Here is a 17,207-nt window from a genome sequence, read left to right on the forward strand (position 1 = left end):
ATGGCATTTAGTGTCCATCTGCCTTCTTTTAGGGAAAACGGCAGGTAAGTGGTTTCCGAACCTTCATAAAAAAATCATGTATCACTTCCTGAAAGGCTATTCGTAATAACCTGAGTTCTACGTTCAAATGGGTTTTTAACCCAAATTTAAAATCGAACCCAGGTAAAGAAGTTGTTACATTTAATTGTACTGAAAGTAACTACATTGGTTACTAAAACTTATGAATAAATATTATAGTTCCCTTACGTTACTATCAAAATTACCCAAAAGGGAAATAGCAATTCTCATGGTAAAACAAGCTATTTCAGCTTACCTTTATTCCAAATAATTTTAATTAAGACATGAAGTGAGCATAAATTTTAGAATCCTTAATATACCAACCGAGGATGAATAAAATTTATTGAATTCCATAGCCTGCCCCGACTATTTCGGGGTGACCATTGACAATGAACTTATACACATGAAAGCAGCCACCATTAGTGAAATAAAAAAAGAGCTGAAAGATCGCTCTCCTGAAGAGTTGATGGAGCTATGTTTAAGGCTGGCAAAGTTCAAGAAAGAAAATAAAGAACTACTCACCTATTTACTCTATGAATCTTCTGACGATGATGCATATATTGAAGCTGTAAAATCAGAAATTGATTTACAATTCGGGGGAATCAATACCAGCAATTACTACTGGATGAAGAAAAGCATCCGTAAAATCTTGAGAAACACCAAAAAATACATTCGTTACACTCAAAAAAAATCCATCGAGATAGAACTGTTGATTTACTTCAGTTCCAAAATGAAAGCAATACAGCCTCCTATCTATCAAAATGCTACCCTTAAAAACATATATGAAAGACAAATTATGGCTATTAATAAAACTATCAGCACGTTGGAAGAAGATTTGCAGTATGATTATAACATTTTAATGGGAAAGCTAAAGTAGCTTATCCTTTGCAGAACACTTTTGACACAGAATCAATGTAACAATTTCTATCAGTGTTAACATTAGCCTTCTTACTCTTCTATATATTCTTTATTAGTCCTGATAGAAAAGTAGATCAAAAGGTCCAATTAATTCCAATTCCCCTACTGTTGAACACCATTCCAAGATGGTTTCTATAAACTTTTTTACTAATAAGTTTTCGACTGTTATATAATTCAATTGCCAGATCAGCCCTTTTATCAGCCTTGATGCTAATTCCCACTGCGCCTAAAAACAGACCTGCTCCCAGGCCTCCAATAGCAAAATTAAAGCCCCTATTATCTTCCAAACTAACCAATTGAGATGCTATTGCACTTAAACCAAGCCCTGCAGTTGTGGCAGCCAAAAAATTAAGCCTACGGGAAGATCTGATTAACTTATGTGCGTCTGTATGAGGTAGCATTATTTTTACTACTTTCCTTAAGGGTACATTTTCTCCCAGAATATAATATTGGTTCTGTAAGAATTCTTTCTTCCTTTCGATAAGTGGAACATCACTTTGCGCCTGAACGACATTTGAGAAGAGAATCGTAAATACAAAAACTACTAAGCCATATTTCATAATACAATAATATTATCCTGATATAAATTCACAATAGTTACATGATTTTATTTTATCTCATTAAATCATAAGATTGAAAGAAAAATGACAATCACGTACTTTTGTCTTTAATTTAGATGAATAATTTATAATATTCCTCCCTATTTTTTAAAAAAAAATCCCAACTATGAAAAGACTATTTACTATTCTTTTATTGATTCCCCTCTTTGCAACAGCCCAGGATCCCCAAATTCTTTATAAGTTGGAAGAATTGGGCAAAAATGTCAACACTCGCTACCATGAAACAGCCCCACTTATTACCTCAGATAATCAAAGGCTATATTTTACAGTTTCCAATCATCCCGAAAATACGAATGGCACGGACAATACACAGGACATCTGGTATTCCGACAGGTTACCGGATGGAACATGGGGCAAAGCACAACACATGGAATCTCCTTTGAACAAAAGGAAATTTAACCAGGTACTTAGTATTTTAGATTATGGAAATACCTTATTGATTAGAGGTGGAAAAAGCAAAAAGAAAGAAGGATTTTCTCTGGTTTTTCGTAATGGGGATAGTTGGTCCAAACCTGAAAACCTTGACATACAAGATTTTGAAGAAATGAACAATGGACGTTTTTCAGGGGCTGTTATCACACAAGATCGTGCCACAATTGTCATATATATGAGTGAAAGAACAGGAAAGGCCTACAGCGATTTATATGTAAGCAAATTGCAGCCTAATGGATCGTATTCCAAACCTGAACTGATCACCAGCCTCAGTACCCCTCAAGATGAGTTCGGGCAATACCTTGCCGATAATGACAAAACCATGTACTTTGCCAGCAATCGGCAAGGCACCATGGGAGATGTAGATGTTTGGAAAACAGAACGTTTGGATGACACGTGGCAAAAGTGGTCAGAGCCAGAAAATATTGGACCTCCCATCAACACTTCGGGATTTGATTCCTATTTCTCAATTGATGCCACAGGGAAACATGCTTTTACTACCAGAACTTATGTGAGTGCAGATGGCAGCAATATGAATATCTACGGCTTAGTTCCCAAACCCAAAATTACAGTGAAAGGGACTGTGCGGGATACTAAAACCGGTGAGGCTGTCGCCCTTCAACTGGAGGTGAATGAAAAGGATAAAAATCCAAAGATTCTCGATGTAAGAAATAATGGAGAATATAGTTTCACAACCTATGAGGAAAAACCCTTTCTTTTTAGTGCTCAAAAGAATGGTTATCTTGATTTAGAAGATACCATTGACTTGCGCCATATCACTAAAGACACTACCCTTGTTAAAGACCTATTCATTGAGCCGATAAAATCCGAAATATTCTTATATGGCTACATCCTGGAATCTGAAAGTAAATTCCCTGTGATGGTAGAGATTAGTGCAAAACAAAATAAATGGAATAAAAAAACTACAACCAACTTTTCAGATGGTCAATACCGCATACAACTCAAAGACGAAGGAGTATATAGTATCAGCATCAATGACTCTATCTATGAACCAATTACTGAAGAGATAAAAGTCAAATTGGAGAAAGACGTTTTCTACAAAGAAATCAGAAAAGATTTTCTACTTGATAAAAGCATACAACCTTATGTGCTTTCAGGATACGTTTATGACAAGAAAACAAAAGAGCCGCTTGCCGCATCAGTCTCACTGGATTTAAATGACACATTAATAGTGAAAACTGAAAGCGATAGTGACGGATTTTATACTGTTCAACTTAAAAAACCTACGAAATACAAAATACATGCAGCAAAAGCAGACTACCTCAATTTAGAAGAAAGTGTTTCTGTTTTTGACAATCAGGATTTTCTAAATTATAATAAAGATTTATTTTTAGATCCCATTGAAGTGGGTGTTACAGTCATCATCAAAAATATCTATTTCAATTTTGATAAATCAGATTTGAAAACGGAATCTTTTCCTGAACTGAACAGGCTTACCAATTTAATGCAAACCAATCCAGGGATCACTATTGAAATTGCAGGCCATACAGATGACAAAGGTAGCGATGACTACAACATGGATTTAAGTGATGGCAGAGCCAGGGCAGTTATGAACTACTTACTGGAACAAGGCATTGATCCTGACAGAATGCTGGCCAAAGGGTATGGAGAATCACAACCAATTAGCACCAATCATACAGAAGAAGGTCGTGCAGAGAACAGAAGAGTGGTATTCACTATTTTAAGCAAATAATAGTTGGTATCAGAAAATTCAGAAATTATACTGGTTTTCTGATACCAAACTTAGGGTGTTTATAATGCGAGCTGATTAAGCCACTTTCCCTTGCTTTGGAAAAGGCCTATAAGCATAATATTGCAATACTGCTTCCAATGCTGCTTCAATGGCTTCATTAATGGGCAGCATCTGGTTAGCCAACCTAAAATCAATTTGCATCAAATGAGTGTAGTAATCTGAAAATATAGGAACTTGCTCATTTCTCTTCAACATTTCCACCGCTTTGGCATAGTTTTCTACTTGTCCCTCTTTAATTAACTTACAAGTCACTAAACGAAGCTTTCCATATTTATCTTTCCCAGCACCATAGCCAAACAGCCTGCAAATCAACCCTCTATAGGGGTAATTTCCACAGCTTCCTTTGGTGGAATCTGTCAAACTAAGAGGATGGTATAAAATGCAGATTGATGAATTCTCTGATTGAAGTTTATCCAGCATTTCATGCGCCATTCCTTGTTTGAACCAGTGGAAAGCCAAAGGAAGAAATTCCAGGGGAGAAGCTTCAATATCAGGTTTGGTACAACATTTGCCACAACCTGAAAAACAGAAGACGCCTGAATTTTCTCGAAAATTATTAATGTCTGAATCAAGGCGGGTATACAATTGTTCTACCGCTTTTACCTTTTGGATTATGCTCATATTTGTAGCGCAAAGCTACATGAATTGAATGAATTAGTTGATAAGTGCTAACACAAATATTTATCAAAAAAATTGATCATACCACTTTCACAACACAATATTCTTTTGAAAAATACTTCTTGCTGATTTCTTGAATTCTTGAAGCAGAAATGGTTCTTATGGCATGAACATAAGCATCAAAATAATTCTGGAAATCAATTCCCTCTGATAATTTAGATTTATAATTATCTGCCTGGCTAAAAATAGTATCCAAATGACCTGCCAATTTGCCCAACATATAGTTTTTCACTGTTTCCAATTCCTCTTGAGAAACTTCATGCTGTTGCATATCTTCCATCTCTTTGTAAATCTCTGCTACTGCATCATCTACATGAGCTAATTTCACGTCCGCTCCTATCAAATGATAATCTTCATGTTTATAGTTGATCACCATAGAAGATATTCCATAGGTATAGCCTTTATCTTCACGGATATTCTTCATCAACCTTGACCCAAAATACCCTCCCAGGATTTCATTGGCTATAGATAAAGCAAAATAATCATTATTGGATTTGGGAATGGACAAAGTCCCCATTCTTAATGAAGCTTGTACGGAACCGGTTTTTTGGAAGATGGTTTCCTCATAATCAGGAGTTAATTTCCCTGTATACGTTACTTCATTTACTTCAAATTTTAGAGTCCCCAAATAGTCATCAATTAATCCTATTACTTCCTCAGATACTTCCCCGGCAATTACCAATTTAGGTTGGCGAGAATAAAAGTCCTCATAAAAAGAGGTGACATCCTGTAATTTGAGTTTATTTAAATGTTCTTCTTCCAGTACCACTCCATAGTTAGTGCCCTTCAGAAGATTATTCCTTAGCAACTTCGTAGCAATCAATGCGTTTTTTTGCGCATTTACTCTCACTTTTTGGATCTGTTGATATTTAAGTTTATCAAAATCAGCTACATCCAGAAGTGGCTCTGTAATAATGCTCTTCAAAAGGGGTAAAAGAGGGGTAATATATTCTTTGAGACACAGTAAAGAGATTGTGGTATGATCATAATCAGCAGTAACATCCAAATGCGCCCCATAATGATCAAGTGTATTTTGTAAAACTTCAGCCGGATAACTCTTGGTACCTTCTGTTAGTAATTTCGCACTCATATAAGCCTGTCCCGGAACTTGATCATTCACTTTCCCGAAAGGAAGCATATAATCTATTTTTATAACAGGATTGGTATCATCAGTAAGACAATGTATTTCCAGGTTATTTTTAAGTTTGGTAATTGAAGGCTTTGTAAGTGCCAAATCATCCAACATATACGCTTCAGGCGCTTGGGTTCTGTCCAACATAAATGATTATTCTGTAATAGAGGTTCTGTTCTCGGAATTTAGGTTTTCTAAACTAAAAGTCGCTGTAAAACGAAGTGTTTCAGCTAAAGGATTCTGTTGCTTGGTGGGAATCAGGTAAGAAAAATCCAATCCCAGTACCTGATACCTAAACCCAAGGCCTGCTGTAAAATATTGACGGCCTCCTTTTGTCACGTGCTCATAAAAATAGCCCGTTCTCACTGCAAAAATCTCATTATACCAATACTCCAAACCGGAAGCAATACTAATCTCTCTTAACTCTTCCTGGTATCCACCGGGTGCATCCCCGAAAGAGCCAAACATCCCTTCCAATAATGTAACTCTAACAGTATCATCTTCATTTGGAGTAGGTACCATTAATTTATTGAAATCCACTGATAAGGTAATGTTGTTGTAAGGATCAATTGCGGTAGTAAAGGCCGTCCCAATCCTAAGATTTATAGGCAAGAATTGCTCATTGTCATCATCAGAATAAGTGATCTTATTTGAAATATTGGAAATTTGCAGGCCTGAAGAAAATTCTGAATCATTTCCATTAAACAAAACAGATTTAGTGTAGAACACTCCTAAATCAACTCCCAATGCAGTGGCAGGCTTTGGGTCTTCCAAGTTACTACCTTGGTAATCGCCAAATAGGTTGGATCTTGCCACCCTTGCAGTTAATGAAGCACTAAAATTGTCACTCAGTTTTCTTGAATAAGCTACCGCAAAAGAGAAATCTTTAGGCGATGCTTCCAAACCATCTCCTGGTTGCCCTGTATCAGTAAAAAATATGCTTCCTAAATCGAAATATTTCATATCGATACCTATTACTTGTTCCTGGCTAATTCTGTAATAGCCACTTAAGTAGGAAATTGACATGTCGTTTACACCAATTTTAGTAAGCCAGGGAGAGTACGAAAGGGATGCTCCGATTTCATTTTTCACAAACGCCAATCTCGCAGCATTCCACTGCATAGCATTTGCATCGGGAGATAATGCCACTCCTACATCTCCCATACCAGCTGAACGAGAATCAGGTGAAATCAATAGAAAGGGCATAGCAGTTGTAATGACATTTCTCTGCTCTTCAAGGCTTTGTCCTGTAGGAGTAACTCCACCTCCAGTAACTTGTGCTTTGATAGATGGGCTCATCGCTACCAGAGCAATAACATAAAATATAAATTTTGCTTTTCGCATGTTATAGGGATTTATCTCAAATATACTTAATTGATTACAATTAGCTTTTTAATCTGCTGTGTTTTTGATTGATCTTCTACAGAACGAAGAAATACACGGATAAAATATAATCCGGGAGCAACTTTTACTCCTTCTTTACCTTTTAGGTTCCAACTATCTTCTCTTTGTTGGTCCGAAGTTAGGAAAGACTGCTCATGTACTACTTTTCCGTAGGTATCAATAATGTTGTAAATCACTTCAATATCCTCATTTCTTCTGTTCTGCGAAATTTTAAAATTAGTAAATTCTTTGGCAGGATTAGGATACATAATAAAATTTAAAATTTCCAGTTTCTCATTATCCACCACAAAAAACTCAATGGTTTCTTCAGATGAATTATTGAACACATCCTTTGCCTGAACCTTCAGATCGTGCCAACCTCCCTTTAGACCTTTTAAATTATAAAAAACCTCTCCTTGTTGGTAGGAGTCCAAATCATAATAAAAATAGTCATTTAATTCAACGGGATCATTGTCATCCAGGGTGAAAATTATCCCTTTATCTAATCCTCCCTCAGAAATACTAATACCATGCTCATCAAATAATTGGAGTAAAAGGGTGGCATCACTGCCTACTTTATCTTTATTCCTGAAACTATAATCATCCATAAAAACAGAAATATCAGGCCCTAAATCATCATTATTATCCATGCTATTGCTCCCTCCAACATAAAAATCATTGTAGAAACCATTCGCGTCTTCATTTCCTTCATTCGGGCGCGCATACAAACTTAATTTTCCTGCATCTACCTGGTAGTTCATGTTTTTGGGCATGTAAAAAGTAAAGGAAAACTCTCCATTACTAATGCTTGCCTGCCCACGATACAATACGCTCTCGAACACATCAAATGCTAATGGTGATGTATTGGGGTCGAATGTTCTTCTTTCTATAGCCTTATCAAATAATTCAGCAGTCAGCACCCCGTTGAAATTACTCATTTTCTGGTTTTGATAGGAAAATATTTCACCACTTACTGATATCTTGGACATGCTTTTCAGGGTATCTGTTTCACCAGCCTCGTTCACAATATTTGTTATCTTTGCCTGATGCATAGGCTCTGCCAAAGTAAGAGCCGGATCGCCCAATAGAATAAAATTTCTATTGTAGACTCCATCAAGGCCATTGTTTTTAGTATGTCTCACAATATCTCCCAATTTTCTGGGTGCCTTGCCTTCTCTATCAAAAACGCTATTGTAAAAGGCTTCATTAAGTTTATAGTTGGAATTGGCAAGCACAGGGCGCGCGGTGGTCAATAAACCTATTGCCCCGGCATCCTTTTTCAAAATCAAATCCTGAGCACCGGAAACAATTCTGGGGTTATCATGCCTTCCAAATTCACAAGTAGCCGTTACAAATAGGGGCAGCCTATCCACATTGTTCCATTTGCTTATCATGCTTTTTGTCAAAATGCCCTCATCTGTCAAGGAGCTTTCAGCTCCATGTCCTATATAATTCACTATTAAGGCTCCTTTCTCTATCATCTCATCAATCGCAGATATCATCTTTGGTGACCTTTCAGAACTTGCAAAACTTTCTTGTTCAAAAGCACCAAGATAAAGTTTGTTAATATTGAAAAAATTATAATTATCAATTACATACTTTGAAAGTTGCTCAGAATCAATTTGGTAGGCATTATCATCACCATCATCTGCAATAAAATAGATTTCATTTCTCCATTTTCTTAAAGCATTTGGTTTAGTTTCATAATCAATAATTTTCTTAACCACTTGTTGGGCCTCCTGTAATGTTGTGCATGGAATCCTGCCTATACCTATATCTATATCATCAACATTATTGGAGCTCTCTTCCCATTCACCCTCATGATCCTCCATAAAGCCAAAAAAATCATCTGAAGAATAGGTAAACACAGGATGCAGGGAATTCCGGGATTGGTAAATGGGGATAAAATTAGTATTGTTGTCAATTCTGTCCTTATAATCATAAGATCCGGCTCCCATCATTAAAACATATTTTAGTTGGCCGCCTTGCTTATCATATAAATATTTAATGTAATTCCTCATAGCAGATACATCTCTCCTACCAGAACCGAACTCGTTAAAAATAGCCTCTGTAGTTGTAATTTCCACCTCAAAATTATTATACGCCCTTCTATGTCGGGCCAATTCCTCGGCAGCAGATTTAAATATGGAAGTAGTTATTATTAAAAAGTCGGGATTGGGATTACTTTTTAAATCCTGAGAGACTATTTCCTCAATAAATATAGGGGAAAAAGCATTTTGCTCATTAAATACAATAAATTTTGTTTCTGTATTTGCTGCAGCCTTGTTAAAGGAAAAATCACCTTCAACATGGTCTACTGATTTCGCATTAATAGGATGAGACACATCCCAAATGTATTGGGAATTCACCCCCTCAATTGAGATATTATAAGAACCTATGGCTTGAAACTCTCTGTTTCTTAAAATAATTTGCTCATTATTATACTTCAACTTCAGAGGAACCGTCATAAATAAATTATCAAGTCTGCCCTCTGATTTGTCAGCACCCGAACCTTGGTGTACAAGTTCAACAACTATATCATTGCCCGCCAAAAGAGAAGTGCTGATAGTAGAGTTTTCCGACACTATTGATCCTTTAAGACCATACGCAGAATTATTAATAGTTGGCAATTGTACATCTGCTAAATCAAAATTATTAAGAGATATTTTTAAACTTGCAGCGCTATAGGTTTGCGCCATATAGGTAGTTCTTAAATGAACAGGCTTATTGGTAGCTAATTCATTAGAGATATTAAAAGTGAAATCCCTGGTTTTAGTAGTGGCAAAAGATTCCCCAAACCACTCTCTTCCTGAGTTTTCTATATTGGCTTCATCGAGTTCATGAACAAATGTTCTTTCAAACCAATCGATAGTAGTTGCCCCATTGATGAGTTGGCTAGTAGCCAAGGTTTCCAATTGTTTGCTCTGAGTATCGACATTAAAATCAATAAAAAAATATAATGAATCAGCATATAGGTTATTGGAATACTCATAAGTTTCTGAGTCAAAATCATAACGAGTATTTTGAATAGCATCTGAATAAAAAAACACCAATTCCCCCGCATCAAATGTATTGTTTTGATTGGCTTCTACCTGTACTGATAGTGGTTGTGGATCAATAGGATAATCAATAGCATTGGCTTGTGGAATGGTGCCACCTGGCATACCGTATATCTGAATTTTATTAGGGTTTACTTTGGTCGGGTCCAGAGAAATTGCTGTTAAAAAGTCCCTGTCAATTTTATAGACACCTTCTTGTGTGGTAGCAATCTTTACTAAACCAGCTTTCTTCAAGACTGATTGAGCATTAGTTTTAATACTGATTGTCAATAGAAATATAAAAAGGAGCCTGTAATTCATTGAAACACTGTAGCTAATATGATTTACTTAACACATTTAATGCGCATTTAATTTCTCCGGATGCTAAAGTACTGAATAGCAGACATAAAAATATAGAGCAGTATAACGATAGGAACACCTGAAAATTGAAAAACACCTATGATTATTAAAGAAAATACTATTATCAAATATCTGAATACATTTTCTTCCCATTTTAAACTCTTAAACTTTAAGGCAATCATAGGAAGTTCTACTACCAGCAAAACGGAAAAAAGGAATGTTATCACCAATAAACCTTCATTGGTGAAAATAAAAGCCAGTTCAGAATACTCTCTTAAAAACACCAAAAAGCATATAAATAATGCATTGGCAGGAGTTGGTAAACCTAAGAACTGGTCTCCCTGCCGTGTATCAATATTGAATTTTGCCAATCTGAAGGCTGAACAAACAGCCATAAAGAAAGCCAAAAAGCTCAACCATCCTGCCTCATTGTTTTGTAGATATTGGAAAACAATAAAAGATGGAAGCACTCCAAAAGTCACCATGTCTGCCAATGAATCCAATTGTTTCCCAATTTCAGAATGTACTTTGAGCAGTCTTGCCATCATACCATCAAGAAAATCAAATACAGCGGCCAAAGCTACAAAGTAGGCTGCAAAAACAAAGTTGGACTGAAGGGCGAAATATATCCCTATACAACCCGACACTAAATTGGCTGCGGTAATGAAATTAGGTATGTTTTTTTTGATCATTTCTCTTTTTTGAATCGAATCAATTTAATGAATAGCGCAAAAGGGATTGGAGTTTTTTTCTTTTGCTAAGGTTGTCTCCGGCCCATGACCACAATATACCACTACATCGTCATGATATTTAAACAACTTTTGCTGAATGCTATGAATTAATGTATCAAAATCCCCCCCCGGTAAATCTGTCCTTCCTATGCTTCCATCAAACAACACATCCCCACCAATAAAAACTCTTTCTTTTTCATTCATCAGTCCAATATGGCCGGGAGCATGTCCAGGCAAAAATAATACCTCAAAATCAATTTCTCCAATGGAATGTTTATCTCCCTCCTTTAAAAATTTATCCGGCCTACTTGGTTTGTAATTCGCAAATCCATATCCCGCAGCGTAAGAAGAAACAGCTTCTAATACAGGCAAATCCTGTTCATGCATTATTAAAGGCACCTGATAAGTTTCCTTCACAAAAGCATTGCCTAATACATGGTCTATATGACAATGTGTATTGATTAGTTGTGTAACTTTTAAACCTTCTTGTTTTATGAATGCGACAAGTTCATTTTCCTCATAGCCTTCGTAACATCCCGGGTCAATTATGGCTGCCTCCTTATTGTCATCGTAAACAACATAAGTATTTTCCATAAAAGGATTAAAAACAAAACGCTTTATATGTATCATATCAATTATCTTTCATGCAAATTTGTTGAAATTTATACTGATTGCCTAAAATATGATTTAATAATATGATGGTAGATTTTCTTATAGTGGGACATGGGATAGCGGGAATTTGTGTAGCAGAACATTTGGAAAGATATGGAGCTACTTTTTCAGTTATTAATCATGAAAACACTCATTCCAGCTCAAGAGTGGCAGCAGGCCTCTATAATCCTATTACTGGAAGAAAAATGAAGAAAACATGGCTTGCTGATGAAATATTCCCTTACCTGGAATCTTTTTATGGCTCCTTGCAAGAAAAACTGAAAACGCCATTTCTCATTAAAAAAAATATTTATCGGCCTTTCACTTCTATAGAAGAACAAAATGAATGGATAGGGAGCGACCTTGAGATTAGCTCCGGTGGAGTAAACTTTATCCATTCTGTAGCAACTGCTGCTAAATATCAGGAATTTATTCATGATCCCTATGGAGGAATAATGTTGGCATATTCAGGTTTTCTTGATTTAAATGCGTTGATTGATGCTCATAAAAATTATTTAATTGAAAATGGTCGGTACCATGCTGAAAAACTCGATTTTAAGCAGTTAAAAATTTCACATGATTTAGTGGAGTACGGGCCTTACAAAGCCAGAAAAATCATCTTTTGTGACGGACCGTTGAGTGATAATCCATACTTCAATTGGGTACCTACCGCCCCTGTTAAGGGAGAAATTTTGCACATTGAAACCGAGAAACCATTACCTGAAGATGTAATTTTCAATAGAGGCGTATTTATCGTAAAGCACACAAAACATAACTATTACAGAGTAGGTGCTACCTACGAATGGAAAAAACTTGATAACCAACCCACTGAGAAAGCGAAAAACCATTTAGTAGATAAATTGAATGATTTACTAAAAGTACCTTTTAACATTGTTGACCAGATAGCAGGTGTAAGACCTGCTTCAAAAGACAGAAGACCCTTAATTGGGAACCACCCGGTTCAAAATAACGTTTTCCTTTTTAATGGATTAGGCACAAAAGGAGTGTCATTAGCTCCTTATTTTGCTAATGATTTATGTTTATTTATATTAAAAAATAAAAATTTAAAAGAAGAGGTAAACATTAGTCGTTACAATTCATTACATTCAAGATAATGTTTTTTTTATGTTGAAAAATATTTACCCATATATCTGTTTTCTAATATTATATATTGTGCTTGCCTCTCCAAAAGAGGCAATGGCACAGAATAATGATGAGATTTTCGGCAAAAGCAGGATACAATACAGATCATTTGATTGGAGGTTTTATAGCACCCCCCATTTTGATGTATATTATTATCAGGGAGGGCAAAAACTAGCCAAACATGTAGCTGAGTACATTGAAGAAGAATACAACAGGATTACCGATATAATGGGATATGCCCCTTACATCAAAACCAAAGTTTTCATATATAACAGCAATATAGATCTTACACAAAGCAATGTGGGTATCAAAGAAGCTACCTTTGACATAGGTGGACAAACCAATTTTTTAAAAACACATGTTGAGCTAGCCTTTGAAGGATCAATTACCGAGTTCGAAGAAAACCTTGTCTACAAAGTTTCTAAGCTTTTCATTGACGACATGCTGTTTGGAGGTTTGATCTCAGAAGTTTTTCAATCCACTTATTTATTTACTGTCCCTGATTGGTTTGTGGAAGGTATTGCTGCTTACATTGCCTATGGTTGGAATGCTGAAATGGACGATTTTGCAAGAGATTTCTTAATGAATAACAGTACAGCAAAGATTAAAAGATTATCAGGCAAGGAGGCTAGATTAGCCGGTCAAGCAATCTGGAACTTTACCTCAGAGAAATACGGAAGGATCAATATTTCCAATATTCTTAACCTCACGCGTATCATAAGAAACGAAGAAAGAAGTATTCCTAATACGCTTGGATTACCTTATAAAGCCTTTTTAAACGAATTTCGTTTTTTCTATATCAACAATATAAGTGATCAGGAAAAAATGGAACCCATTCAAAAGAATCAGCTTTCAAAACCCTGGAAGAAGAATTTATTGTACAAACCCACTTTTAGTCCTGATGGCAATTGGCTCGCATATTCAATTAATGATAATGGGAAATTTAAAGTGAGGTTAAGAAATCTTAATTCGGGGAAAGAAAAAACCATACTTAAAGGAGGAATTAAAAGACTGGATAACAAATTCTATGAAAATATACCTGTAATGGATTGGGGGGATAGTGCAACTTTAGGAATAGTTACTCATGAAAGAGGAGTCAATTTACTAAAATTATATAATCCTTATTCCAAAGATTTACAAACCCGGGATCTAAGAAAATTTGATCAGGTCAACCAAATGGATATTTATCCTAATGGTAAAACGGCTGTAATAAGTGCTAATATAAATGGTCAGTCCGATTTATATTTAGTAAGCACAGGCAGGCCTAACATCAGAAGATTGACCAATGATGTTTTTGACGATTTACATCCGGCATTTATTCCTGACACAAAAAGAATAATATTTTCCTCTAATAGATCCATTGATTCCCTTTCAATCAAATATGGTTACGAAAGGATTTCTGAAAATTTCAATCTTTTCGAATATGACATCGATCATACAAAAGACACAGTCAAAAGACTTACAAATGATTTTGGCATAAATACTCAAGTGAAAATTACCGACTCCTCCAACTATTATTTCCTAAGTGATAAATCAGGTATATTTAACCTATACCAGTACAATACTAACAAAAAAGTTATTGATCAAGTCACCTCATTTAATTCTAGTATTCAATCATTTGACATATTACCAAAAGAAGATAAGTTTAGTTTTGTTTTAAATAAAGGAAAAGGAGAGTCTTTGTATTATTATAAAGATTTTGAACCCACAGAAGCTCGCTTCCTTCCCTCTACATTAAGAAAGCAAGTGGAGTTAAGCAGAAGATTGGCAGAGTCACAAAAGAACAAACAAAGTACTAAGCCACTCAATAATGATTCAAGATTTTCAAATGACTCTATAACTAGCAAAGAATTAAACCCCAAGGATAGCAGTGAAATTGCAGGTAGATTAAATGCTGATGATTTTAATTTTGAAGGCAGTGCTTTCAACCCCAGACCTAAAGAAAGTTCATTATTAAAAAACCTTAACAAGCTGAGGAAAAGATCAAGTCTGAATGGCCCATATGAATATAGTCCGACTTTCACAGCTGACAATGTAGTGGTTTCATTCCTGATAGATCCTCTCATTGGCTTTGCTCCTTATTTAGAATATCAAATGAATGATCTGATGGAAAATAATAAGTTCTTCGGAGGAGTAACTGTTTCTTCAAGGGACTTCAAAAGTGGAAAAGTTTTTGGAGAATATCAGCATCTTTCAAGGCTATTTGATTATTCTGTTAGGTTTGAAAGAAAAGTCTTGAATTTCATGTTGGAAAACAGGACTGTAGATCAAACCTACTCGCTAAACTCTTTAACATTTGGGATATCTTATCCATTTTCAACAACATCCAGATTAAGTCTTAAGCCCCATGTTCTATTAAAAAACTTCACTGAATCCAGTGATAACATATTGAATAATAGCTCCTCTGCTCCTTTGGCTAAGAATCCTATTCAAAATGATGTTCTTTTTGGAGGGAAAATAGAATATATATATGATAATTCCGAACCCAAAGGTTTGAATATCAGAGAAGGCTTAAGAGCGAAAGCCGTTTTCGAAAATTACACATCAGGATTTGGAAAAAATCAATCCTTTTCCAAATTATATGTTGATTTTAGAAATTATCAAAAGGTATTTAGAGAAATCACCTTTGCTACTAGATTATATGGAGGAGGCTTCTTTGGCGGAAATTCTCCATATTTCATGCTAGGTGGGGTAAATAACTGGTTAGGTCAAAACATTAACCGACCGGAAGCAGGTGAAACAACAGCCGATCAGAATCCTTTGGCACTTACTACCACAGAAAATCCAACAGATAATTCTAATATACTCTTTCATGAATTTGTAACAGGTCTTAGAGGATTCAGACTAAATGAATTTAGTGGGAAAAATGTAATTCTATTAAGTAATGAATTGAGAATACCATTATTTAGGGTGCTAAGTAACGAGGCAATCTCTTCTTCATTCCTCCGAAATTTTCAAATCATTGGATTTTACGATATTGGAACAGCCTGGCTTGGCGGCACACCATGGGATGATGACAATAGTATCAACAAACAGATTATTAATAATGGCAACAAAACTTTTAGAGCTGTTATTAGAAATTACAAAAACCCCTGGTTATCCAGTGTCGGTATGGGCTTAAGAACTACACTTTTCGGGTATTTTGTACGTATAGATTACGCTTACCCCATAGAAGATTATGTATTAAATGAACCGAAATTCCAAATAAGCATCGGTTACGACTTTTAAAAAAATTATGATAAAATCAATGACCGGCTTCGGAAATGCAGAAGCCCAAACAAATTCAATAGAAATTGTTGTCGAAATAAAAACCCTTAATTCAAAATTTCTCGATTTAACACTAAGACTCCCTAAACTACTAAATCATAAAGAAATAGAGATTAGAAATATTATTAGCAACGAATTAGTCAGGGGAAAACTTGCAGTATCAATTCAAATAAATGAAAACAACAGTGCTACCAAAGCGCTTACCATTAATAAAGAGTTATTTGAAAATAACTTCCAGAATTTAAGTGAGCTGGAAAAAAGCACCAACAGAAAATTCACTGACATCTTAAAAATGGCCTTGGAATCTCCGGATGTAATGAGCTACAATGAAGTAAATGCTCTTAGTGAGGAATCATATGAAGATGTCAAAGAAACCATCTTAAAGGCTATACGGGAATGTAATCACTTTAGAACAGAAGAAGGTATAACTGTAGCTACTATTCTAAAAGATTATATTGTTCAAATAGAAAAAGCACTTGATGTAATCATTTCACTAGAACCACGTAGATTGGTTAAAATTAAGGAAAAACTTAAAACCAATATAATAGAATTAACAGAATCCGTTAATTTTGATAAAGATAGGCTTGAGCAAGAACTGATCTACTACTCTGAAAAACTAGATATCAACGAAGAAATTGAACGTTTAAAAATCCATCTAAACTATTTTCAGGATACAATTTCAAGCGAGGCTACCTCTCATGGCAAGAAACTAGGATTTATTACTCAGGAAATGGGAAGAGAGATTAATACCTTGGGCTCCAAGGCAAATGATTCAGATATTCAGGAGAAAGTGATCATTATGAAAGAAGAATTAGAAAAAATCAAAGAACAAATCTTAAATATACTTTAATAAATTTTCCAGGATTTAAAGTCAACCTTCATAGAGGTAAGTTTAGGGATCAAGCAATAAATCTGGGGATTTAGGAATGAAGAATTAACTTTGTCAAAAAAAGACAAAGTGGATCAGAGTTTAATTGAGTTGTTTTTGCCAGAAGGTATTCTCGAATATTTCCAGGTTACTTC

At 35.3% G+C, this 17,207-nt stretch carries 12 protein-coding genes; 5 read left to right on the top strand and 7 right to left on the bottom strand.

What is annotated here, in order from left to right:
• Positions 1-460: 460 nt before the first annotated feature.
• A complete protein-coding gene (locus JKA74_RS20150; RefSeq protein WP_201433064.1) occupies positions 461-934 on the top strand; it encodes a hypothetical protein in 474 nt (157 codons plus the stop codon).
• 115 nt (positions 935-1,049) lie between these two features.
• Here the strand turns inward: JKA74_RS20150 and JKA74_RS20155 are convergent, their stop codons facing one another.
• Positions 1,050-1,535, bottom strand: a complete 486-nt coding sequence (locus JKA74_RS20155) for a hypothetical protein (protein ID WP_201433052.1) — start codon at positions 1,533-1,535, stop codon at positions 1,050-1,052.
• Between the two features lie 166 nt (positions 1,536-1,701).
• Between JKA74_RS20155 and JKA74_RS20160 the strand changes: the two genes are divergently transcribed.
• Entirely contained in the window at positions 1,702-3,741 is a 2,040-nt protein-coding gene (locus tag JKA74_RS20160) for an OmpA family protein (RefSeq protein WP_201433053.1), read from the top strand.
• A 75-nt stretch (positions 3,742-3,816) separates the two neighbouring features.
• Here JKA74_RS20160 and JKA74_RS20165 read toward each other — a convergent pair whose 3' ends face one another.
• The 6 genes from JKA74_RS20165 to JKA74_RS20190 all read right to left on the bottom strand — a co-directional run bounded on the left by JKA74_RS20165 (position 3,817) and on the right by JKA74_RS20190 (position 11,753).
• Positions 3,817-4,422, bottom strand: coding sequence for a CxxCxxCC domain-containing protein (locus JKA74_RS20165; RefSeq protein ID WP_201433054.1), 606 nt, complete (start codon positions 4,420-4,422; stop codon positions 3,817-3,819).
• A 76-nt stretch (positions 4,423-4,498) separates the two neighbouring features.
• Positions 4,499-5,758, bottom strand: coding sequence for a M16 family metallopeptidase (locus JKA74_RS20170; protein ID WP_201433055.1), 1,260 nt, complete (start codon positions 5,756-5,758; stop codon positions 4,499-4,501).
• Between the two features lie 6 nt (positions 5,759-5,764).
• A complete protein-coding gene (gene porV, locus JKA74_RS20175; protein WP_201433056.1) occupies positions 5,765-6,955 on the bottom strand; it encodes a type IX secretion system outer membrane channel protein PorV in 1,191 nt (396 codons plus the stop codon).
• 26 nt (positions 6,956-6,981) lie between these two features.
• Positions 6,982-10,353 (bottom strand): type IX secretion system sortase PorU, encoded by a 3,372-nt coding sequence (gene porU / locus JKA74_RS20180; RefSeq protein ID WP_201433057.1) that lies wholly within the window; start codon positions 10,351-10,353, stop codon positions 6,982-6,984.
• Between the two features lie 47 nt (positions 10,354-10,400).
• Positions 10,401-11,084 (bottom strand): CDP-diacylglycerol--serine O-phosphatidyltransferase, encoded by a 684-nt coding sequence (gene pssA, locus JKA74_RS20185; protein WP_201433058.1) that lies wholly within the window; start codon positions 11,082-11,084, stop codon positions 10,401-10,403.
• A 24-nt stretch (positions 11,085-11,108) separates the two neighbouring features.
• A complete protein-coding gene (locus tag JKA74_RS20190; RefSeq protein ID WP_201433059.1) occupies positions 11,109-11,753 on the bottom strand; it encodes an MBL fold metallo-hydrolase in 645 nt (214 codons plus the stop codon).
• 65 nt (positions 11,754-11,818) lie between these two features.
• Here JKA74_RS20190 and JKA74_RS20195 point away from each other — a divergent pair, with 65 nt between their 5' ends.
• From JKA74_RS20195 to JKA74_RS20205, 3 genes are all read left to right on the top strand, one after another.
• Positions 11,819-12,889 carry an NAD(P)/FAD-dependent oxidoreductase gene (locus tag JKA74_RS20195; protein ID WP_201433060.1) on the top strand — a complete coding sequence of 357 codons (1,071 nt, stop codon included), beginning with the start codon at positions 11,819-11,821 and terminating at the stop codon, positions 12,887-12,889.
• A gap of 82 nt (positions 12,890-12,971) precedes the next feature.
• On the top strand, positions 12,972-16,145 hold the full coding sequence (locus JKA74_RS20200) for a PD40 domain-containing protein (protein ID WP_201433061.1): 3,174 nt from the start codon (positions 12,972-12,974) through the stop codon (positions 16,143-16,145).
• A gap of 7 nt (positions 16,146-16,152) precedes the next feature.
• Positions 16,153-17,034: a YicC/YloC family endoribonuclease gene (locus JKA74_RS20205; protein ID WP_201433062.1), complete on the top strand. Its 882-nt coding sequence runs from the start codon at positions 16,153-16,155 to the stop codon at positions 17,032-17,034.
• The last annotated feature ends 173 nt before the right edge of the window (positions 17,035-17,207 follow it).

Origin of the sequence: Marivirga aurantiaca (genome assembly GCF_016679925.1) — a bacterium.
GTDB classification, from domain to species: domain Bacteria; phylum Bacteroidota; class Bacteroidia; order Cytophagales; family Cyclobacteriaceae; genus Marivirga; species Marivirga aurantiaca.

Bases quoted from the DNA above. Each gene is read 5' to 3' on its own strand.
- JKA74_RS20150 (WP_201433064.1), top strand. From the start codon at position 461: ATGAAAGCAGCCACCATTAGTGAAATAAAAAAAGAGCTGAAAGATCGC.
- JKA74_RS20155 (WP_201433052.1), bottom strand. From the start codon at position 1,535: ATGAAATATGGCTTAGTAGTTTTTGTATTTACGATTCTCTTCTCAAAT.
- JKA74_RS20160 (WP_201433053.1), top strand. From the start codon at position 1,702: ATGAAAAGACTATTTACTATTCTTTTATTGATTCCCCTCTTTGCAACA.
- JKA74_RS20165 (WP_201433054.1), bottom strand. From the start codon at position 4,422: ATGAGCATAATCCAAAAGGTAAAAGCGGTAGAACAATTGTATACCCGC.
- JKA74_RS20170 (WP_201433055.1), bottom strand. From the start codon at position 5,758: ATGTTGGACAGAACCCAAGCGCCTGAAGCGTATATGTTGGATGATTTG.
- porV (WP_201433056.1), bottom strand. From the start codon at position 6,955: ATGCGAAAAGCAAAATTTATATTTTATGTTATTGCTCTGGTAGCGATG.
- porU (WP_201433057.1), bottom strand. From the start codon at position 10,353: ATGAATTACAGGCTCCTTTTTATATTTCTATTGACAATCAGTATTAAA.
- pssA (WP_201433058.1), bottom strand. From the start codon at position 11,084: ATGATCAAAAAAAACATACCTAATTTCATTACCGCAGCCAATTTAGTG.
- JKA74_RS20190 (WP_201433059.1), bottom strand. From the start codon at position 11,753: ATGATACATATAAAGCGTTTTGTTTTTAATCCTTTTATGGAAAATACT.
- JKA74_RS20195 (WP_201433060.1), top strand. From the start codon at position 11,819: ATGATGGTAGATTTTCTTATAGTGGGACATGGGATAGCGGGAATTTGT.
- JKA74_RS20200 (WP_201433061.1), top strand. From the start codon at position 12,972: ATGGCACAGAATAATGATGAGATTTTCGGCAAAAGCAGGATACAATAC.
- JKA74_RS20205 (WP_201433062.1), top strand. From the start codon at position 16,153: ATGATAAAATCAATGACCGGCTTCGGAAATGCAGAAGCCCAAACAAAT.